At 64.7% G+C, this 20718-nt stretch carries 18 protein-coding genes, 2 tRNA genes and 1 pseudogene; 3 read left to right on the top strand and 18 right to left on the bottom strand.

Features of this window, described 5'->3' with window-relative positions; genetic code table 11:
• Window positions 1–32 precede the first annotated feature (32 nt).
• On the top strand, window positions 33–1925 hold the full coding sequence (locus tag IB273_RS24680; RefSeq protein ID WP_151188489.1) for a GGDEF domain-containing protein: 1893 nt from the start codon (window positions 33–35) through the stop codon (window positions 1923–1925).
• On the opposite strand, the gene alr is transcribed toward IB273_RS24680, so the two are convergent.
• The 8 genes from alr to rnr all read right to left on the bottom strand — a co-directional run bounded on the left by alr (window position 1926) and on the right by rnr (window position 10322).
• Window positions 1926–3002: an alanine racemase gene (alr, locus tag IB273_RS24675; RefSeq protein WP_192225232.1), complete on the bottom strand. Its 1077-nt coding sequence runs from the start codon at window positions 3000–3002 to the stop codon at window positions 1926–1928. It abuts the gene before it with no gap.
• A 68-nt stretch (window positions 3003–3070) separates the two neighbouring features.
• Window positions 3071–4465 carry a replicative DNA helicase gene (gene dnaB, locus IB273_RS24670; protein WP_081515541.1) on the bottom strand — a complete coding sequence of 465 codons (1395 nt, stop codon included), beginning with the start codon at window positions 4463–4465 and terminating at the stop codon, window positions 3071–3073.
• 126 nt (window positions 4466–4591) lie between these two features.
• Window positions 4592–5038, bottom strand: a complete 447-nt coding sequence (rplI, locus tag IB273_RS24665; RefSeq protein ID WP_015479134.1) for a 50S ribosomal protein L9 — start codon at window positions 5036–5038, stop codon at window positions 4592–4594.
• A gap of 21 nt (window positions 5039–5059) precedes the next feature.
• Window positions 5060–5929 (bottom strand): hypothetical protein, encoded by an 870-nt coding sequence (locus tag IB273_RS24660; protein WP_151188491.1) that lies wholly within the window; start codon window positions 5927–5929, stop codon window positions 5060–5062.
• Between the two features lie 34 nt (window positions 5930–5963).
• A complete protein-coding gene (gene rpsR / locus IB273_RS24655) occupies window positions 5964–6194 on the bottom strand; it encodes a 30S ribosomal protein S18 (RefSeq protein WP_003095634.1) in 231 nt (76 codons plus the stop codon).
• A 29-nt stretch (window positions 6195–6223) separates the two neighbouring features.
• Complete coding sequence (rpsF, locus tag IB273_RS24650; RefSeq protein WP_015479136.1) at window positions 6224–6640, bottom strand: 30S ribosomal protein S6; 417 nt, start codon at window positions 6638–6640, stop codon at window positions 6224–6226.
• 203 nt (window positions 6641–6843) lie between these two features.
• A complete protein-coding gene (gene rlmB, locus IB273_RS24645; RefSeq protein WP_081515539.1) occupies window positions 6844–7596 on the bottom strand; it encodes a 23S rRNA (guanosine(2251)-2'-O)-methyltransferase RlmB in 753 nt (250 codons plus the stop codon).
• Window positions 7593–10322 (bottom strand): ribonuclease R, encoded by a 2730-nt coding sequence (gene rnr / locus IB273_RS24640; RefSeq protein ID WP_081515538.1) that lies wholly within the window; start codon window positions 10320–10322, stop codon window positions 7593–7595. The genes rlmB and rnr overlap by 4 nt, the downstream gene beginning before the upstream one ends.
• A 205-nt stretch (window positions 10323–10527) precedes the next feature.
• On the opposite strand from rnr, the gene IB273_RS24635 reads away from it, so the two are divergent.
• Window positions 10528–10614, top strand: a tRNA-Leu gene (locus IB273_RS24635).
• Between the two features lie 146 nt (window positions 10615–10760).
• Window positions 10761–10847: transfer RNA gene (locus tag IB273_RS24630), tRNA-Leu, on the top strand.
• A gap of 98 nt (window positions 10848–10945) precedes the next feature.
• On the opposite strand, the gene IB273_RS32000 is transcribed toward IB273_RS24630, so the two are convergent.
• The 10 genes and pseudogenes from IB273_RS32000 to miaA form a co-directional block, all read right to left on the bottom strand.
• Window positions 10946–11830, bottom strand: a complete 885-nt coding sequence (locus tag IB273_RS32000) for a methyl-accepting chemotaxis protein (RefSeq protein ID WP_412548098.1) — start codon at window positions 11828–11830, stop codon at window positions 10946–10948.
• A pseudogene (locus IB273_RS31995) lies at window positions 11804–12679 on the bottom strand (HAMP domain-containing protein); the annotation flags it as partial. The pseudogene IB273_RS31995 and the gene IB273_RS32000, both read right to left, overlap by 27 nt.
• Before the next feature lie 346 nt (window positions 12680–13025).
• Complete coding sequence (locus tag IB273_RS24620; protein WP_081515536.1) at window positions 13026–14321, bottom strand: adenylosuccinate synthase; 1296 nt, start codon at window positions 14319–14321, stop codon at window positions 13026–13028.
• A 66-nt stretch (window positions 14322–14387) separates the two neighbouring features.
• Window positions 14388–15566 carry an ATP phosphoribosyltransferase regulatory subunit gene (locus IB273_RS24615; protein WP_192225230.1) on the bottom strand — a complete coding sequence of 393 codons (1179 nt, stop codon included), beginning with the start codon at window positions 15564–15566 and terminating at the stop codon, window positions 14388–14390.
• A gap of 34 nt (window positions 15567–15600) precedes the next feature.
• Window positions 15601–15786 carry a DUF2065 domain-containing protein gene (locus tag IB273_RS24610; protein WP_037012084.1) on the bottom strand — a complete coding sequence of 62 codons (186 nt, stop codon included), beginning with the start codon at window positions 15784–15786 and terminating at the stop codon, window positions 15601–15603.
• Between the two features lie 107 nt (window positions 15787–15893).
• Entirely contained in the window at window positions 15894–16763 is an 870-nt protein-coding gene (hflC, locus tag IB273_RS24605; RefSeq protein ID WP_081515534.1) for a protease modulator HflC, read from the bottom strand.
• Window positions 16763–17935: an FtsH protease activity modulator HflK gene (gene hflK, locus IB273_RS24600; protein ID WP_081515533.1), complete on the bottom strand. Its 1173-nt coding sequence runs from the start codon at window positions 17933–17935 to the stop codon at window positions 16763–16765. The genes hflC and hflK overlap by 1 nt, the downstream gene beginning before the upstream one ends.
• Window positions 17936–18030: 95 nt before the next feature.
• On the bottom strand, window positions 18031–19332 hold the full coding sequence (hflX, locus tag IB273_RS24595; RefSeq protein ID WP_081515532.1) for a ribosome rescue GTPase HflX: 1302 nt from the start codon (window positions 19330–19332) through the stop codon (window positions 18031–18033).
• 12 nt (window positions 19333–19344) lie between these two features.
• Window positions 19345–19593, bottom strand: coding sequence for an RNA chaperone Hfq (hfq, locus tag IB273_RS24590; RefSeq protein WP_017520393.1), 249 nt, complete (start codon window positions 19591–19593; stop codon window positions 19345–19347).
• 106 nt (window positions 19594–19699) lie between these two features.
• A complete protein-coding gene (miaA, locus tag IB273_RS24585) occupies window positions 19700–20662 on the bottom strand; it encodes a tRNA (adenosine(37)-N6)-dimethylallyltransferase MiaA (protein WP_192225229.1) in 963 nt (320 codons plus the stop codon).
• Window positions 20663–20718 lie beyond the last annotated feature (56 nt).

Genomic DNA, 20718 nt, shown 5'->3' with positions numbered 1-20718 from the left:
GGCCATCCCACCCAGGCCAGGGAGTACCTGTCGTGCGTCGTGCCTTCGTGCTGTTGCTTACCCTGCTGTTCTGCCACACGGCGCTAGCCTTCGAACTGGACGACAAGGCCAGCGGCGCCTGGCTCAACGATCACCTCGAACTGCTGCAGGAACGTGATGGCCCGCTGTCGCTGGAAGCCGTGCAGGCCAGCCGCGATTTCGTGCCTGCCAACGGCCGCACCAGCGTCGGCCAGAGCCCGGACGGCTGGTGGCTGCGCCTGGACCTCGACCGCCGCACCACCCCGCAGGGCGGCTGGTGGCTGGAAGTGGACGCGGTCAACCTCAAGGATTTTCGTCTCTACGTACCCGACGAACGGGGCATCTACCGGGAAACGCTGTCCGGTGAGGCCGTGCCCTTCGCCCAGGGCCGCGACCGCGACTACCGCCGCCCGGTCTTCCATCTGCCCGAAGGCAGCGGTCCGGTGCGCCTCTACGCCCGCGTCTACGACCCGGCGGGCAACTCCTTCCCGCTGCGCATCTGGTCGCTGAACGACCTGCAGGACCATCGCGCCGATACCAGCCTGTTTCTCGGTTTCATCTACGGCCTGATCGCCGCGCTGCTGCTGTACAACCTGTTCATCCTGCTGACCCTGCGCGACCCGGCGTACTTCTGGTACGTACTGACCACCGCCAGCGCGCTGCTGTTCAGCCTGGGGATGAGCGGGCACGGCTTCGAGTACTTCTGGCCGGACCACCCGGTGCCCTGGTGGCTGGACCGCATCACCCTGCCCTCGCTCTGGGGCCTGTGCGTGCATCGCTTCACCATCACCCTGCTGCAGACCCGCCGTCATGTGCGCTGGTCGCACTGGCTGCTGAACCTGAACTGCGCGCTGTATGTGCTGACCATCGTCCTCGGCGCCCTGCACCTGCGTGGCGTGGCCGGCTGGATGCTGGTGGCGATCACCCTGATCGGCGTACCGGCGGCGCTCGGCGGCGCCCTGGTGCGCTGGCGCCAGGGCTCGTTCCCGGCGTTCCTCTACCTGCTCGGCTTCGGCCTGGTGCTGACCAGCGTGAGCATTTCAGTGATGCGCGCCACCGGCGTGGTGCAACCTTCGCCGCTGACCTCGTACATCTTCCCCATTGCCGTGGCCATGGAGTCGGTGCTGTTTTCCTTCGCCCTCACCTCGCGCATCCAGGGCCTCAAGCGCGAGCGCGCCCAGGCGCTGGAACAGGCCGACCGGGAGAAAAGCGCGCGCCTGACGCTGATGCAAAGCGCCCAGCAGGACCTGGCGACCGCCGTGGCCGAGCGCACCGCCGAACTCACCCAGAGCAACCAACTGCTGCGCGAGCGTGAAGTACAGCTGCAGCACGCCGCGCACTACGACCCGCTGACCGGCCTGCCGAACCGCCGCTACCTGGTGGAGCACGCCGAACACGCCCTGGCCAGCGCCCAGCAGAACGGCGAGACACTGGCGCTGATGCTGATCGACCTGGACCACTTCAAGCCGATCAACGACAGCTACGGCCATGACGCCGGGGACTTCATGCTGCAGAACGTCGGCAATCGCCTGCGCCAGTGCGTGCGCGGCAGCGACTGCGTGGCGCGCCTGGGCGGCGACGAATTCGCGGCGCTGATCTCCGGCCCGGATGCCGAGAGCCACGCCAAGGAGATCGCCTGCCGCATCCTCAACGAACTGGCGCGCCCGGTGAGGTTCGAAACGCTGGAACTGCGCGTCACGCCGAGCATCGGCGTGGCCATCTACCCCAGCCATGCGATGCAGTTCAGCAAGCTCTACAAGGCCGCCGACCAGGCGCTCTACGAAGTGAAGGGCAACGGGCGCGCAGCCTATGCCATGGCCAGCGAAGCCGCTGGCGAAACCAGCGAGCTCTGGCCGGAAAAAGAATGGCTGGAAAGCGAATGGCTGGAGAGCGAAGACCGCGCCTGATCAGTTGCGGTAGCGGCGCGGCACGCGAGCAGTGACCTTGGTCAGCAGCTCGTAGCCGATGGTCCCGGCGTGGGCCGCCACTTCATCCACTGGCAGGTTGGCGCCCCACAGCTCGACGCGGTCGCCCACGGCGGCATTGGGCAGGTCGGTCAGGTCCACCGCCAGCATGTCCATGGACACGCGCCCGGCCAGCACCGTGCGCTGGCCATCCACCAGCACCGGCGTACCGCTCGGCGCGTGGCGCGGATAACCATCGGCATACCCGCAGCTCACGGTGCCGATGCGCGAAGGCCGCTCGGCCACCCAGGTTGCCCCGTAACCAACACTCTCACCGACCGCCACTTCGCGCACAGCAATCAGCTGCGCCTCGAAGCTCATGGCCGGGCGCAGGCCCAGCTCGGCAGCACCGATATCGGCGAAGGGCGTGGCGCCGTAGAGCATGATGCCGGGGCGAATCCAGTCCATGTGCGCGGCGGGAATGGTCAGCACCGCGGCGGAGTTGGCCAGCGAGCGCAGGTCGAAATCCAGGTCCAGCACACTGAGGAAGCAGGCCACCTGATCTTCGGTCAGCTCGTCGCCGCGCAGGTCGGCGTTGGCGAAGTGGCTCATCAGGTTCAGCTCGGCCACCTGCGGCACCTGGCGCAGGCGCGGATGCCAGTCGCGCAGCTCTTCGGGCGAGAAGCCCAGGCGGTGCATGCCGGTATCCAGCTTCATCCACACATTGAGCGCGCTGGGCAACTGCGCGGCGAGCAATGCCTGGGCCTGCTCGGGGCCTTGCACCGCCACGTCCAGGCGTAGCTGGGCGGCGATCAGGTATTCCGAGGGTTCGAAGCAGCCCTCCAGCAGCAGGATGCGGGCGCCGGCGTGCAGCGCGCGCACCTCGGCGGCCTCTTCCAGGCAGGCCACCGCAAAGCCGTCGGCCTCGTCGTGCAGGCAGCTCACCACCTCCCGCGCGCCATGCCCGTAGGCATTCGCCTTGACCACCGCGAAGGCTTCACGCCCGGGCGCGCAGCGCTTGGCGACGGCGTAGTTGTGGCGAATGGCGGCTAGATCGACGTGGGCGACGAGCGGGCGCATGGCTGTCTCTGCAATGAAAACGGGCGCCTATCTTAAGGCGCCCGTCGGTCACGCGGAATGCGGCATCGTTACTCGTCTTCGAAGTTGTACATGCCGGGGGCGAGGTTCTCGAAGCGGCTGTAGCGGCCGAGGAAGGCCACCCGCACGGTGCCGATGGGGCCGTTACGCTGCTTGCCGAGGATGATCTCGGCGACGCCCTTGAACTCGGTCTCGGGGTGATACACCTCGTCGCGGTAGACGAACATGATCACGTCGGCGTCCTGCTCGATCGCTCCGGATTCACGCAGGTCGGAGTTCACCGGGCGCTTGTTGGGGCGCTGTTCCAGCGAGCGGTTGAGCTGGGAGAGCGCTACCACCGGGCAGTTGAATTCCTTCGCCAGCGCCTTCAGCGAGCGGGAAATCTCGGAAATCTCGTTGGTCCGGTTGTCGCCAGCGGAACCGGGGATCTGCATCAGCTGCAGGTAGTCGACCATGATCATGCCGATCTCGCCGTGCTCGCGGGAGAGGCGGCGGGTACGCGCACGCATTTCCGAGGGCGAGATGCCGGCGGTGTCATCGATGAACAGCTTGCGGTCGCTGAGCAGGTTCACCGCCGAGGTCAGGCGCGGCCAATCCTCGTCGTCCAGCTTGCCGGTACGCACCTTGGTCTGGTCGATGCGGCCGAGCGAGGCGAGCATACGCATCACGATGGAATCGGAGGGCATCTCCAGGGAGTACACCAGGATCGCCTTGTCGCTGCGCATCAGGGCGTTCTCCACCAGGTTCATGGCGAAGGTGGTCTTGCCCATCGACGGACGGCCGGCAACGATGATCAGGTCGGACGGCTGCAGGCCGCTGGTCTTCTCGTCGAGGTCGGTGAAGCCGGTGGTGATGCCGGTCAGCGCATCCGAGGTGTTGAACAGGTGGTCGATGCGGTCGATGGTCTTGACCAGGATGTCGCCGATGCCCACCGGGCCGCCGGTCTTGGGGCGCGCTTCGGCGATCTCGAAGATCCGCCGCTCGGCTTCGTCGAGCACTTCGTTGGCGCTGCGCCCCTCGGGGTTGAAGGCACTGTCGGCGATATCGCTGCTGATGCCGATCAGCTGCCGCAACGTGGCGCGCTCGCGGATGATGTTCGCGTAGGCCTTGATGTTCGCTACCGAGGGCGTGTTCTTCGCCAGCTCGGCGAGGTACGCGAGGCCGCCCACCTGGGACAGCTGCCCTTCGCGCTCGAGCATCTCGGACAGGGTCACCACGTCGATCGGCTGGTTGGCTTCGGCGAGCTTGTAGACGGCGCGGAAGATCAGGCGATGGTCATGGCGGTAGAAGTCGCCATCGGACACGGCGTCGGAGACGCGCTCCCATGCATTGTTGTCGAGCATCAGGCCACCCAGCACCGCCTGTTCGGCTTCGATCGAGTGCGGCGGCACCTTGAGGGAAGCGGTCTGCAGGTCGTATTGCTCGGGGATGGTGATGTCGTTCATGGGCTCTTCGTGTTGTGTGAAACGGCGGAAAAACAAAGGGCACGGACCGAGGATCGGTACCGTGCCCATTGTTATTGGACTGATTCACCCAGGCAAGCCGTGTGAATCGTCCTAGCGACGGATCGCTTACTCGGCGACTACAACCACGTGCAGGGTTGCATCAACATCCATGTGCAGTTGCACTTCGATGTTGTATTCGCCTACAGCGCGCAGGGCGCCGTCGGGCAGGCGAACTTCGCTCTTTTCCAGCGGGTAGCCGGCAGCCGAAACGGCGTCGGCGATGTCGCGGGTGCCGATCGAACCGAACAGCTTGCCTTCGTCGCCAGCGTGGGCGCCGATGGTCACGATCAGTTCGGCCAGTTGGGCAGCACGAGCTTCAGCAGCAGCTTTTTTCTCAGCAGCGGCTTTTTCCAGCTCTGCACGGCGCTCTTCGAAAGCAGCGACGTTGGCAGCGGTGGCAGCGGTGGCTTTGCCCTGCGGCAACAGGTAGTTACGAGCGTAACCGCCCTTTACGTTCAGCTTGTCGCCCAGGTTGCCCAGTTTGGCGATCTTTTCCAGCAGGATGACTTCCATTTGAGTCTTACCTCTTAACTTTTAACCTTCACCGTTCGCAGCTTTCTGGCGCTTGGCCAGGCGACCGCGAAAATCAAACAGACTGTCGACTACGGCGACAAGACAGATCACATTGCCCAGTACGAATACCAGCAGGTACAGCGGTGCCAGCCAGAAGCCCGGAAGCTTCTTCAGCGCGGCCAGGCCGTGCCCCAGTGCGATCCCGGCGAACAGCAGCGGGATCATGCACAGCGGCGCCAGCATGGTGGCCGCGGGACCTGCGAAGGGCAGAGCCACAACGCCGACCAGCAGCGCCAAAGCCGTGCCCGGCGACAAGCGCAGTGCGCGGAACTCGCGGCCAAACCCTTCCGGGTTGAACAGTACTGCTTGCCAATAACGCGCCAGCATCAGGCACAACAGGCTGATCGTCTGCAGCGAGGCTGCCATCAGGCCGGTGATGGTCGGGACCATCTCCGCCTGCAGGGCGGCCATCTGTTCCGGCGAAAGCTTGGCTTCGGCCAGAACCTGCGGCAGGGCCTTGCCGAATGCATCGGCCAGACCTGCGACCAACCCGGCCGACACCGTGCTGAGCAGCAGCACGAACACCGCACCGAGCACAACGCTCGCCAGCATCACCTGATTCCAGGACACCTTGCTGCGCAGAACCTGCGCCAGCACGGCACTACCCACCAGAACCAGACTCACGCTGGGGTCACCCAGGTACCACCAGGCCAGTGCCGGAAGCAGCGCCCAGGCCAGGATGCCAAAGGCATCGCTGGGACCACGGCGCAACAGCACCAGACTGCCTGCTGCGGCACCGAGCCAGAACAAAGGCTGCAGTACCGCGGCTGCGACGACCACCAGGGTCGCCTGCATGCGGCCTCGCATGACAAATTCAGCCAATGCGCGCATGCGATCTATCCATCAATTCCAGTCGACTGCCCGATCAACGGCCGTGGCTGTCGGTGTAGGGAAGCAGGGCCAGGTAGCGGGCGCGCTTGATAGCGGTCGCCAGCTGACGCTGGTACTTGGCCTTGGTGCCGGTGATACGGCTCGGAACGATCTTGCCAGTTTCGGAAACGTAGGCCTTCAGGGTGTTGAGATCCTTGTAATCGATCTCTTTCACGCCTTCAGCGGTGAAACGGCAGAACTTACGACGACGGAAGAAACGTGCCATGTGTGTGGCTCCTCAATACTGGTCCGGGATTACTCGTCAGCGCTGTCGCGGCTATCTTCGCCGTCAGCGGACTCGCCCTCGTTCGATTCGGGACGCTCACGGCGCTCGCGGCGCTCGTTGCGGCTCTCTTCGGCCTTCAGCATTTCGGACTGGCCGGTGACGGCTTCGTCGCGACGGATGACCATGTTACGGATCACGGCGTCGTTGTAACGGAAGTTGTCTTCCATTTCTGCCAGGGCCTTGGCGGTGCACTCGACGTTCATCAGAACGTAGTGAGCCTTGTGCACGTTGTTGATGGCGTAAGCCAGCTGACGACGGCCCCAGTCTTCCAGACGGTGGACTTTGCCGCCGTCTTCTTCGATGGCCTTGGTGTAACGCTCGACCATGCCACCGACTTGTTCGCTCTGGTCCGGGTGAACCAGGAACACGATTTCGTAATGACGCATAAATGCTCCTTACGGATTGCAGCCTGCCGACAAAGCGGTCAGACAAGGAGTGAATGATTTTTTCCTTGCCGCTCGGAAGCACGCGCGAACGCCTGCCCGGACGACAAGGGCCGACATTCTAGAGAAGCGCGCCGGGGGGCGCAAGGAAAACTGGTGAAACTTTGAACAGCGCGAGGCGGCAGGGGCCGCCTCGCGTGGGGACGTCAGGCGCCTGTCTTGAGCTGGCGCTGGCGGACGATCTCGAACAGGCACACACCGGTAGCCACCGAGACGTTCAGGCTGCTGACGCTGCCCTGCATCGGCAGCTTGGCCAGGTAGTCACAGTGATCGCGGGTCAGACGGCGCATGCCCTTGCCCTCGGCGCCCATCACCAGCACGGTCGGCCCGGTGAGGTCGAGTTCATAGAGCATCTGAGTCGCCTCGCCGGCAGTGCCGACGATCCACAGGCCGCGCTGCTGGAGCTTCTCCAGGGTGCGCGCGAGGTTGGTCACGGCCACCAGCGGGATGACTTCGGCTGCGCCGCAGGCCACTTTACGCACGGTGGCGTTGAGGGTGGCGGACTTGTCCTTCGGCACGATCACCGCCAGCGCACCCGCCGCATCGGCGGTGCGCAGGCAGGCGCCGAGGTTGTGCGGGTCGGTCACGCCGTCCAGCACCAGCAGCAGCGCCGGGCCGGCGGAGCGCTCCAGCAGCTCCTCCAGCATGTTCTCGCCCCACACCTGGCTCGGGCTGACCTCGGCGACCACGCCCTGGTGTACGCCCTCGGCCCACTCATCCAGCTCCTTGCGGTCGCGCGTGCCCACCGGCACGCGCGCCTGCCCGGCCAGCTCGACCAACGCCTGCACGCGCGGGTCCTGACGGCCTTCGGCCAGCCACAGCTGCTTGACCCGTTTCGGGTGATGGCGCAGCAGCGCTTCTACGGCATGGACTCCGTAGACCTGTTCCCATTGACTCATTTCTTCGCCTTACGCTTGCTGGCCGGCGCGCCGCCAGTGGCTCCCGCCTTGGGCGCAGCAGAGCCCTTGCGGTGCTTGGAGGACTTGGCGGACCGGGCTTTCTGTTTCGAAGGATTGCGCGGCTTGCCCGCAGCGGGGGCGCCCTTGCCTTTACCGGCCGCCGGCTTGTTGCCGCCGACCTTGGCCTCTTCGAGCAGGGCCTTCTTCACTTCGCGACTCTTGCGCACATCGGTATTGCCGAGCATTTCGTCGGCCTTGGCGAGCATTTCAGGGGCTACCGACGGCAGCGCCTGGACCACGCCGACCTTGCGCTTGCGCGGCTGCACGGCAACATCCGGCGCGAGGTACGGATCGTCCGCCACCGCACGCGGAGCCCGGGCCGGCTTGTCTTTCGCCGCCACAGCCTTGGGCGCCCGGCCCTTGGCCGCTTTACCCTTGGCGACCGGTTCGGCCTTCTCGCCACGCTTCTTCCGGCCGATGGGCGCGCTGAGCACGTTGTCGGAGAGTTCGAAGTCGATCTTGCGCTCGTCCAGGTCGACACGCGCAACGACTACCTCGACGGTATCGCCAAGACGGAAGCTGCGGCCGGTGCGCTCGCCACTCAGGCGATGATGCACGGCATCGAAGTGGTAGTAGTCGCCGGGCAGTGCAGTGACATGCACCAGGCCTTCCACATAGATGTCGCTCAGCTCGACGAAGATGCCGAAGCCAGTCACCGCAGTGATCACGCCGGGGAAGGTCTCGCCCACGCGCTCGCGCATGAACTCGCACTTCAGCCAGTTGGTGACGTCACGGGTCGCCTCGTCGGCGCGGCGCTCGGTCAACGAACACTGCTCGCCCAGCTGGGCCAGACGGGCTTCGTCGTACGGATAGATGCGCGCTTTCGGCATGCTGGCGGCGCCAACGCGTTGCACGTGCTCGGATGCCGCCTTGGAGCGGATCAGGCCACGGATGGCGCGGTGGGTCAGCAGGTCCGGGTAACGGCGGATCGGCGAGGTGAAGTGGGTGTAGGCCTCGTAGTTCAGGCCGAAGTGGCCGGCGTTCTCGGGGCTGTACACCGCCTGGCTCAAGGAGCGCAGCATCACGGTCTGGATCAGTTGCAGGTCCGGGCGGCCCTGGATGGACTCCAGCAGCTTCTGGTAGTCCGCCGGGGTCGGGTCGCCCTTGCCGCGATAGAGCGTCAGGCCCAGTTCGCCGAGGAACTGGCGCAGGTTGTTCAGCTTTTCCTGCGGCGGGCCGTCGTGGACGCGGTACAGCGCCGGGATGGCGTGCTTCTCGAGGAACTTGGCGGTGGCGACGTTGGCCGCCAGCATGCATTCCTCGATCAGCTTGTGCGCATCGTTGCGCTGGGTCGGGCGGATTTCCGAGATCTTGCGGTCCGCGCCGAAGACGATGCGGGTTTCCTGGGTCTCGAAATCGATCGCCCCACGCACGTGACGCGCGCCGACGAGGACCTTGTACAGGTCATAAAGGGTATTGAGGTGCGGTACCACCGCCGGCAGCTGTTCCTTCAGGCGCTGGCCTTCGGGGCTGTCCGGGGTTTCCAGGTACTGACTGACCTTGGTGTAGGTCAGGCGCGCATGGGAATGGATGACCGCCTCGTAGAACTGGTAGTCGGTCATCTTGCCGGCCTTGGAGAGATTCATCTCGCAGACCATGGCCAGACGATCGACCAGCGGATTCAGGGAGCACAGGCCGTTGGAAAGAATCTCCGGCAGCATCGGGATCACGCGCTCGGGGAAGTACACCGAGTTGCCGCGCTTGGCCGCCTCTTCATCCAGGGCCGAACCGACCTTCACATAATGAGAGACGTCGGCGATGGCGACGAACAGCTTCCAGCCGCCACCCTTGCGCTTCTCGGCGTAGACCGCGTCGTCGAAGTCGCGGGCGTCCTCGCCGTCGATGGTGACGAAAGGCAGGGCGCGCAGGTCGACGCGCTTTTCCTTGTCCTTCTCCAGCACTTCAGGCTTGAGCTTGGCGGCTTCCTTCTCCACGGCCTCGGGCCAGGTATGGGGAATGTCGTAGCTGCGCAGGGCGACTTCGATTTCCATGCCCGGCGCCATGTAGTCGCCGAGCACTTCCACCACTTCACCCTGGGCCTGGCGATGCACGCTCGGCCACACGTCGATGCGCACCTGGACGAACTGGTTGTGCTTGGCCTTGCCAGCCTTGCCCGGCGGGATCAGCACTTCCTGCTGGATTTTCGGATTGTCCGCCACGACCGTGCCGATGCCGCTCTCGTCGAAGTAGCGACCAACGATGGTCTCGTGGGCGCGCTCGACCACTTCTACTATCGCGCCTTCGCGGCGACCACGGCGGTCGAAGCCCGACACGCGCGCCAGGGCGCGGTCGCCGTCGAACACCAGGCGCATCTGCGTCGGGCTGAGGAACAGGTCGTCGCTGCCGTCATCGGGGATCAGGAAGCCGAAGCCGTCGCGGTGGCCGGCGATGCGGCCAAGGATCAGGTCGAGCTTGTCCACCGGGGCATAGGCGCCACGGCGGGTATAGATAAGCTGGCCGTCGCGCTCCATGGCGCGCAACCGGCGACGCAGTGCTTCTTCGGGCTCTTCGCCGGAGAGGCCGAGCTCGTCCATCAACTGGGACCGCGTCGCGGGGGCGCCGCGCTCGGCGAGGTGCGCCAGGATGAGTTCACGGCTGGGGATGGGGTTGTCGTATTTTTCCGCCTCGCGGGCGGCCTCGGGATCGAGGTTTTGCCAATCGGCCATTAAAGTGCGGTCACCTTATATATAGGGATATGGATCGCCATGTGCTTATTGAAGCGCGAAACCCGCCCGTCGGTCAGCTTCGGGCAAGAATAAATTTTTTATCGCATCAGGGGTTTACAAGCGAAAACGCTCTCCGTATAGTTCGCGCCCACAGCGTCAGACAGATGTTGTAACACGGAAACGATGAGTAATCATCGACTCCAGTGCCCAGGTGGCGGAATTGGTAGACGCACTAGGTTCAGGTCCTAGCGGTGGCAACACCGTGGAAGTTCGAGTCTTCTCCTGGGCACCACTTATTCAAGGATAAAGTCAGTCTCTGACAGGCTTTATCAGGCGGGTTCGGAACCCTGATAACCGAACAATAGACCGTCAGATGCAACCAAGGGTTGCATCACCGCAAGACGATGAGCGATCATCGCACCCCATGCTGAAAAGCATGCCCAGGTGGCGGAATTGGTAGACGCACTAGGTTCAGGTCCTAGCGGTGGCAACACCGTGGAAGTTCGAGTCTTCTCCTGGGCACCATCTTCAAACGAAAAAGCCGAGCATAGCTCGGCTTTTTTGTTTTCGGCTTTCCGTCTTTTACCTCGCCAGGCGCGAACGCCCGGCGAGGTCTACCAACCTCAAGCCTTGAACTGCCCCAGACTGGCGCGCAGCTGACCGGCCAAGCCATCGAGCACCCGCCCGCTGCTGGCCGTCGCACTCACCGCTTCCGCCGCGCGACTCGCCTCGGCATGGATCACCTCGACCCGCCCACGCACCGCCGCGGCGCCGGCCGCCTGCTGTTGCGCCGAATGAGTCGCCGCCTCGATGGCGCCGTGCACCTCCTCCACCGCGCTCTGCACTTCGCGCTGCAGGCGCTCGCTGTCCTGCAGCGCAGCCAAACCCTGCACCGCCTGCTCGCGAGCCTGCCCGATAGCGGATACCGCCTCGCGCGCACCCTCCTGCAACGCCCCGATGTGCGACTGGATATCACCCGTGGATTGCTGGGTCTTGCTGGCCAATGCACGCACCTCGTCCGCCACCACGGCGAACCCGCGCCCACTCTCGCCAGCACGCGCCGCCTCGATGGCCGCGTTCAGCGCCAAAAGATTCGTCTGCTCGGCGATGCCATGGATTACCGAGAGCACCACTTCGATCTGCTCGCTCTGCCGCGCCAGGCGCTCGATCACGCCGGCGCCATTCTGCACGCGGGATTCCAGGGTTTCGATCAGGCCACCCACCTTGCGAGCGATGGCCGCATTGTCCTGCGCTGCCTTGCGTATCTCGCCGATACGCGCCAACGCCGCTTGCATGGAGCGACTCTCCATTTCCGCCTCCGCCGCCATGCCCGAGAGCGCCTCCAGGCTACCGGCCACCTCATTGCGCTGCCGGTCCGCCGCCGCCTCGGCACTGGCGCTGCGACTGGCCAGCGCGGTGATTTCACTGCCGGTCTGCTGCGCCACCTGCCCCGCCTCACGCACGATGGGCTGGAGCTTATCGACGAAGCGGTTCACCGCCGTCGCCATCTCACCCAGCTCGTCACGACTATCCAGGCGCACGCGCCGAGTCAGGTCACCCTCCCCGGCCGCCAGGTCATTCAGCGCATCGATCAGCAAGCGCAGGCGATTCACCACACGCCGACCGAGCACGACAGCCAGGCAGAGCAATACACCAAGCCCTACCAGCAGCAGCCCCATACCGATGCGCCAGCGCAGCGTTCCCGCCGCCTCTTCGATGGAAGCCTTCGCCCCCTGACTCATGCCGTCCGCCGCCTGCTTCGCCGATTGCAGACGCGCGGTAAGCGCCCTGGTGCTGTCCGCCGCAGCGCCTGCAAGGCTGTCGCCCACGAGCTGATCGCCACTGGCGACCAGGGCGGAGAAGCGCTGGTCCAGTGCGGCGATCTGCTTCTCGATGGCATCAGTGGAAACGCCCAGACGCACCGTACCGATGACCACGCCATTGGGACTGATCGGCGCCTCGACGAGAAACACCGAGCTGTCGTGGCTTGCCGCCTCCAGCGCCTTGTCCAGGGCGCGCTCGCCCTTGCCCTTCTCCAGCAGCGCCTGCACCCGCGCATCCTCTCGATTGAGGTAGCGGGTCAGGTGCTGGCCCTGCGGATCGTCGTAGACCACAAAGAGCACATTGGGGTTGGCCTGGGCGCGCCGGGCATAGTCGGAGAGCACCGGCACGTCGTTGTCCCACATGGCCTTGGGCGCCACGGCGGCGAGCAACTGCGCCAATTCCGTGGCGGACTGGCGCAGGTTCTGCTCCAGCCCCTCACGCAACTGGCCCTGCTCTTCCTCCAGCCGCGCAGAGAGCGCAGAGCCCAGACGCTCGCGAGTGCGCGCGGAAAGATCGTTCAGCCCGGAAGTCACTTCCTTGCCGGCCTGCTCCAGCTCGCCGGCCAGGCGTTGCGATTCGTTACTCAGGTGCGCCCCCAGGTCGCTGACCAGACCATCGACGGTGCTACGGGTAAGCCAGAGGGCAATCGCCAGCTGCACCAGCAGCGCGACTCCCAGGGCGATGAAAGCGGGGCGCAGCAAGCGACTGCGCAATAAAGACAGGACGGCGGACACGGCGGGCTTCCTCCGGACGTAACGGATGTCTGGCGCGAAAGGCGCCAATCCGTTTCACCAGCAAAGCGCGTGCCGCTGCGAAAAACCAAACCTCGGAAACGACAACGGGCCGCATGAGCGGCCCGCTGCAGTGTGCAGCTGAGGATCAGCCGAACGGATGGCGCAGGACGATGGTCTCGGCGCGGTCCGGGCCGGTGGAGATGATGTCGATGGGCGCACCGACCAGCTCCTCGATGCGCTTGATGTAAGCACGCGCATTGGCCGGCAGGCCTTCCAGGGTCTGAACACCGACGGTGGATTCGCTCCAGCCCGGCAGGTCTTCGTAGATCGGCTGCAGGCCGATGTAGCTGTCGGCGTCGGTCGGCGCGTCGGTCAGCAGTTCGCCGGCGGCGTTCTTGTAGCCGGTGCAGATGCGCACGACTTCCAGGCCGTCGAGGACGTCCAGCTTGGTCAGGCACAGGCCGGACAGGCTGTTGATCTCGATGGCGCGACGCAGGATGACGGCATCGAACCAGCCGCAACGACGGGCACGGCCGGTGGTGGCGCCGAACTCGTGACCGACCTTGGCCAGGCGTGCACCAACGTCATCGAACAGCTCGGTCGGGAACGGGCCGGAACCCACGCGAGTGGTGTAGGCCTTGGTGATACCCAGGATGTAGTCCAGGTACAGCGGACCGAAGCCCGAGCCGGTGGCGGTGCCGCCAGCGGTGGTGTTGGAGCTGGTGACGAACGGGTAGGTGCCGTGGTCGATGTCCAGCAGCGAACCCTGGGCACCTTCGAACATGATGTTCTCGTTGGCGCGGCGCAGGTCGTGCAGGGTCGAGGTCACGTCGGCCATCAGCGGCTTCAGTTCTTCGGCGTAGGCCATGCACTCGTCCAGAGTCTTCTGGAAATCGACGGCCGGCTCCTTGTAATAGTGCTGCAGGACGAAGTTGTGGTAGTCCAGAACCTCACCCAGCTTGGCGGCGAAACGCTCACGGTGGAACAGGTCGCCCACGCGCAGGCCGCGACGGGCCACTTTGTCTTCGTAAGCCGGGCCGATGCCGCGACCGGTGGTGCCGATCTTCGCGTCGCCACGGGCCTTCTCGCGAGCCTGGTCCAGGGCCACGTGGAAGGACAGGATCAGCGGGCAGGACGGGCTGATGCGCAGGCGCTCGCGCACCGGTACGCCCTTTTCTTCCAGCTTGGCGATCTCGCGCATCAGCGCGTCGGGTGCCAGCACCACGCCATTACCGATCAGACACTGCACGCCTTCGCGCAGGATGCCCGACGGAATCAGGTGCAGCACGGTCTTCTCGCCAGCGACCACCAGGGTATGACCAGCGTTGTGGCCGCCCTGGTAACGCACCACGGCAGCAGCCTGGTCGGTCAGCAGGTCGACGATCTTGCCTTTGCCCTCATCACCCCACTGGGTGCCCAGGACTACGACATTCTTACCCATAACTCTTGTCCCCATCGTGGATGTTCGGTGCCGGCCGCGGCCGGCAGAAACTCGAAGTGGCGCGCCTCAGAGCGCAGCCACCTGCCAATTGCCATCGCGAGCCAGCAATTGCTGGTCGCAGCCCGCTTCGGAAGCCGAAGCCGCATCCTGCCCGGGCAGCGCCTGGACGACGCGCACGCCCTGACGGCGCAACTGCTGCACCGCCTGCCACAAGCCAGCCCCATCGGCCGGCGCCCAGACTCCGGTGCGCGGCTCGTCGAGCTGGGCGCGGCCGAGAGTGACCAGGGTCTTGAGGTCGGTAGAGAAACCGGTGGCCGGACGCGCACGGCCGAAATCGGCGCCGATGTCGTCGTAACGGCCGCCCTGGGCGATGGACTCGCCAACCCCAGGCACGAACGCGGCAAACACCACGCCCGTGTGATAGTGATAGCCACGCAGCTCGCCGAGGTCGAAGTACAACGGCAGTTGCGGGAAGCGCGCCGCCAGCGAGTCGGCGATGGCGGAGAGATCAGCCAGCGCCGCCTGGACGTTGGCCGGAGCACCAGCGAGCACTTCGCGCGCCTGTTCCAGCACCTCACGATTGCCGCACAGCTCGGCGAGCGCACGAAGCATGCCGGCGAGCTCGCTCGGCAGGCCTTCGGTCAGCGCCGCGACTTCGTCCACGGCCTTGCGCTGCAGGGCGTCGAACAGCAGCTGCTCGACTTCGCCAGACAGCCCGGCAGCCTGGGCCAGGCCGCGGTAGATGCCGACATGACCGAGATCCATGTGCACGTCCGGCACCCGGGCCATCTCGAGCATGTCGAGCAGCAGACTGATCACTTCGACGTCACCGGCCGAGCCGGTGTTGCCATAAAGCTCGGCGCCCAGCTGGATCGGACTGCGCGAAGTGGCCAGCGCACGCGGACGGGCATGCAGCACGCTGCCGGCGTAGCACAGCCGGTTCGGGCCCTCGCGACGCAGACTATGGGCGTCCATGCGCGCCACTTGCGGCGTGATGTCCGCACGGAAGCCCATCAGGCGGCCGGAAGCCGGATCGGTGACCTTGAAGGTACGCAGGTCCAGATCCTGGCCGGCACCGGTCAGCAGGGATTCCAGGTATTCGATATGCGGAGTGACGACGAACTCGTAACCCCAGCGCTGGAACAGGTCCAGCACCTGACGGCGGGCTGCTTCAACGCGGGCCGCCTCCGGTGGCAGCACTTCTTCGATTCCATCTGGCAGCAGCCAGCGGTCTACCGTTGCCATGTCGCCTCTCTCCTTTTTTAGGCCGGGCGGCACTTCAATGAATGCAGTAAAGAAGGACGGTACCGAGCAGCATGCTGCCCAGCCCGATGAGTCTCAGACTGCGGTCGCCAAGGCGCCCGAGCCCGCTCACGGCGTCGCGCCAACCACGCGGATACAGGAATGGAAGGATGCCTTCCAGCACCAGCAACAGACAGAACGCCTTGCCGAATTCCTGCCACATGGCTCTCGTACATCATTCTCGCGGACGCAAAAAAGCCGGGATTTCCCGGCTGACCCATGATAACACGATTTCTCCGGCGGGCGTTGCCGCCCGCCGGAGACTTTGACTCAGGGTTTAGCTTTTTCGAGGTAGCGGAAGAACTCGTTGCTCGGATCGAGCACCAGTACGTCCTTCTTGTCGGCAAAGCTCTCGCGGTAGGCCTTGAGGCTGCGAGTGAAGGCGTAGAACTCCGGATCGGCGGTGTAGGCCTTGGCGTAGATCGCCGCCGCCTTCGCATCGCCGTCACCGCGAGTCTCTTCCGACTCACGATAAGCCTCGGCCAGCAGTACGCGACGCTGACGATCGGCATCCGCACGGATACCTTCGGCCAGCTCGCGACCCTTGGCGCGGTGCTCGCGGGCTTCGCGCTCACGCTCGGTGCTCATGCGCTCGAACACGCTGCGGTTCACTTCCTTGGGCAGGTCGATGGCCTTGACGCGAACGTCGACCACCTCGATACCCAGCTCCTTCTGCGCCATGCGGTTCAGCGAAGCGGTGATATCGCCCATCAGCGCATCACGCTCACCCGACACCACTTCGTGCAGGGTGCGCTTGCCGAACTGGTCGCGCAGACCGGCTTCCAGACGGCGGGACAGACGTTCGTCGGCGATCTGCTTCATGCCGGAAGTCGCGGTGTAGAAGCGCTCGGCATCGGAGACGCGCCACTTGGCGTAGGCGTCGACCATTACCGCTTTCTTCTCCAACGTCAGGAAGCGCTGGGTCGGCGAATCCAGGGTCAGCAGGCGGCCATCGAACTTGCGCACCGTGTTGACGTACGGAATCTTGAAGTGCAGGCCGGGCTTCACGTCCGGCTCGACCACGCGACCGAAGCGCAGCATGACGGCGCGTTCGGTCTGCTGCACCACGTAGACGCTGCTCCAGACGGCAACAGCAACCACCACACCCGCGATGAGGGCGATCAGGGACTTGTTACTCATCAGCGGCTCTCCCGGGTACGCGTGTCACGCTGCTGCAGATCGTTGGCGACCCGCGAACCGATATCCGGCGTGCTGCTGCTCGTGCTCGGCGTGGAGCTCGGAGCTGCCGAACCACGGCCATCCATCATCTTGTCCAGCGGCAGGTAGATCAGGTTGTTCTGACCCTGCTGGCCGGTCACCAGCACCTTGCTGGTCTGACTCAGGACGTCCTGCATGGTGTCCAGGTACAGGCGCTGACGGGTGACGTCCGGCGACTTGTGGTACTCGCTGGCCAGCTTGGTGAAGCGATCCGCCTCACCCTGGGCGCGGGAGACCACTTCATCGCGGTAGCCGTTGGCTTCCTCGATGATGCGCTGGGCCTGACCACGGGCTTCGGGCACCACGCCGTTGGCGTAGGCTTCGGCCTGGTTCTTCTCGCGCTGCTCGTCCTCGCGGGCACGGATCACGTCGTCGAACGCTTCCTGTACTTCACGCGGCGCGGCGGCGCTCTGAATGTTCACCTGGGTCACCGTGATACCGGTCTTGTAGGTATCGAGGAAACGCTGCAGGCGATCACGCACCTCGGTGGCCATCTGTTCACGGCCCTCGGTGAGGATCTTATCCATGGTGGTGGAGCCGGCCACGTGGCGCAGGGCGCTTTCGGTGGCGTGCTGCAGGCTCACTTCCGGCTGGTCGACGTTGAGCACGAAGTCCTTCAGGTTGCTGACCTTGTACTGCACGGTCAGCGGAACCTCGACGATGTTCTCGTCCTCGGTGAGCATCTGACCCTGCTTGCTGTAGGCACGCTCGCGGGTGACGTTCTCCTGGAACTTCTTGTCGATCGGCGGGAAGTAGATATTCAGGCCGGGGCCCACAGTCTCGTGGTACTGGCCGAAGCGCAGGATCACTGCCTGCTCCTGCTCATCCACCACGTAGATGGCGTTGTACAGCCACAGCACGGCGAGGATTGCCAGGCCGATACCGAACAGACCGAGGCTGCCGCCCCGACCACTGCCGCCACCGCCCGAACCACTGCCGCGCTTGGGTTTGCCGAAAATTCCGTTCAGGCTGTCTTGCAGCTTGCGGAAGGCCTCATCCAGATCAGGCGGGCCCTGGCGACCACCACCACGGCGTCCACCCCAGGGGTCCTGGTCGTTCTTGTTCGAGTTGTCACCCGGCTCATTCCAAGCCATAGCGCTCTCCATCTGATAACGCGAAAACGCGCCTACGGCGCGCCCACCTATGCTACCGAATGCCCCTTACGCTGCCAAAAACAGTGTGCCGGGCTTTATTGCAAAGTGTGTTGCGCAATGAACTCCGCCGGCTGCCAGCCTTCGCGGCTCACCATGCGGTTCAACTCGACACGCGGCAGGCGGACCTGCAAAACGGCGCGTCCTTGTTCGTCGTGATTCTCCGACTGTACCGCACCCAGCTCGAAGAACTGAGCCCGGAGTCGTCCCAGCCGCTGTGGCAGGCAGAGCGTTCCAACGAACATGTCCTCCCCCAGCAGCTCGGAGATCGCCTGTTCCAGCAACTCCAGCCCGCGCGATTCCCGCGCCGACAGCCAGACGCGGACCGGCTTGCCCAGCTCGTCGCGCTGGATCATCGGCTGCAAATCCGGCAGCAGGTCGATCTTGTTGTACACCTCGAGCATCGGCAACTCGTTCGCGCCGATTTCCTTCAGCACCGCCAGCACCTGTTCGATCTGCGCATCGCGATCCGGCTCGTGGGAGTCGATCACATGCAGCAGCAGATCGGAGTTGCTGGATTCTTCCAAGGTAGCCCGAAACGCCTCCACCAGCTTGTGCGGCAGGTGGCGAATGAAGCCCACGGTGTCAGCCAGCACGATCGGACCGACGTCATCCAGCTCCAGACGGCGCAGGGTCGGGTCGAGGGTGGCGAACAACTGGTCGGCCGCATAGACCTCGGAAGTGGTCAGCGCATTGAACAGCGTGGACTTGCCGGCGTTGGTGTAGCCCACCAGGGATACCGCCGGAATCTCCGCACGGCGACGGCCGCGACGAGCCTGCTCGCGCTGGCTGCGGACCTTCTCCAGGCGTGACTTGATCTGACGGATGCGCCCACGCAGCAGGCGGCGGTCGGTTTCCAGCTGGGTTTCACCCGGGCCACGCAGGCCGATACCGCCCTTCTGGCGCTCAAGGTGAGTCCAGCCGCGTACCAGACGCGTGCTCATGTGTTCCAGCTGGGCGAGTTCCACCTGCAGCTTGCCCTCGTGAGTCCGGGCGCGCTGGGCGAAGATATCGAGGATCAGACCCGTACGATCGAGCACGCGGCATTCGAGCGCTCGCTCGAGGTTGCGCTCCTGGCTCGGCGTGAGGGTGTGATTGAAGATGATCAGCTCGACCTTCTCGGCGTGGACGAGGTCGTGCAACTCTTCGACCTTGCCGCTGCCGATCAGGTACTTGGCTGAGGGCTGATGGCGCGAAATGCTGACGAAAGCGACCGCTTCCGCGCCTGCCGAACGGGCCAGCTCCTGGAATTCCTGCGGGTCTTCGCGCGCCTCGGGGTCCTGACCTTCCAGATGGACCAGAATGGCCCGTTCCCCACCACCCGGGCGCTCAAAGAACAAGGCGGACTCCCGTCAAACGTTGCCCGGCTCGGCCGGTTGATCACCGGTGGGCAGGCGCACGGGGCGGCTGGGAACCACGGTGGAAATAGCGTGCTTGTAGACCATCTGGCTGACAGTGTTCTTCAGCAGGATGACGAACTGGTCGAAGGATTCGATCTGACCCTGCAGCTTGATGCCGTTGACGAGGTAGATGGAAACCGGAACGCGTTCTTTGCGCAGAGTATTGAGGTAAGGGTCTTGTAGCGAATGCCCTTTTGACATATGCCGCACTCCTTGTAAGGGTAAAAAACTGATTTAGTAGTAGTCGAATTTGGCTTAACGCCGTCCTGAACCCCAAGGATAGACGGCCGGAATTAAGGTCTCGAACCTATATGGAGACCGCCTCAAAGTATTTCAAGGCACGCGGCAAATTGTCGCTTGCCTGACTGTCCAACCAGTGTAGATCGCTCCAGCTGCGGAGCCAGGTGAACTGGCGCTTGGCCAGCTGCCGCGTGGCAATGACGCCGCGCTCCACCATCTCAGCGTAGGACAGTTTGCCCTCGAGGTAATCCCATACCTGTCGGTAACCCACCGCTCTTACGGACGGCAGCCCCACGTGCAAGTCATTCCTTGCGCGAAGGCGTTCGACCTCGGCGATGAAGCCCTGTTCCAGCATCTGGTCAAAACGTTGCGCGATACGCTCGTGCAACACCTGGCGCTGCAGAGGCGCGATCGCCAGATGAGCCACAGTATACGGTAATTGTCCACCGCCTTGCGCGCCGAGACCCGCATTTTCACTCGCCTGGCGAAGGCGGTGTGCAGTCATGGACATACCGCTCACGCGGTATACCTCGAGGGCCCGGACAAGTCGCTGAGGATCATTGGGATGGATGCGCGCGGCCGACTCCGGGTCAATGCGCGCCAGCTCTTCATGCAGGGCGCCCCAGCCTTCGGCGGCGGCCCAGGTTTCAAGTTCGGCACGCACCGCAGCGTCGGCGCCGGGCATATCGGCCAGGCCTTCCAGCAACGCCTTGAAATACAACATGGTGCCGCCGACCAGCAGCGGGATCTTCCCGGCCGCGGTGATCTCGGCCATGGCCGCCAGCGCATCGGCACGGAATTCCGCCGCCGAATAAGCTTCGCTGGGGTCACGGATATCGATCAGGCGGTGCGGGAATTCCTCCAGCACCTCGCGCGGCGGCTTGGCGGTGCCGATATCCATACCGCGATAGATCAGCGCCGAATCCACGCTGACCAGCTCCACCGGCAGCAGGCGCGCCAGCTCCAGCGCCAGGTCGGTCTTGCCGGCGGCGGTGGGGCCCATGAGGAATATCGCGGGAGGCAGGGACATCGGGGACTCGTTCTTACGCACTACTGGATAGGCGCACTGCGGGTTATTGCGAGCTG

It is taken from the genome of Pseudomonas sp. PDM19, from assembly GCF_014852215.1.
GTDB lineage: Bacteria > Pseudomonadota > Gammaproteobacteria > Pseudomonadales > Pseudomonadaceae > Pseudomonas.
This window is presented reverse-complemented; position numbering and strand designations above follow the sequence as displayed.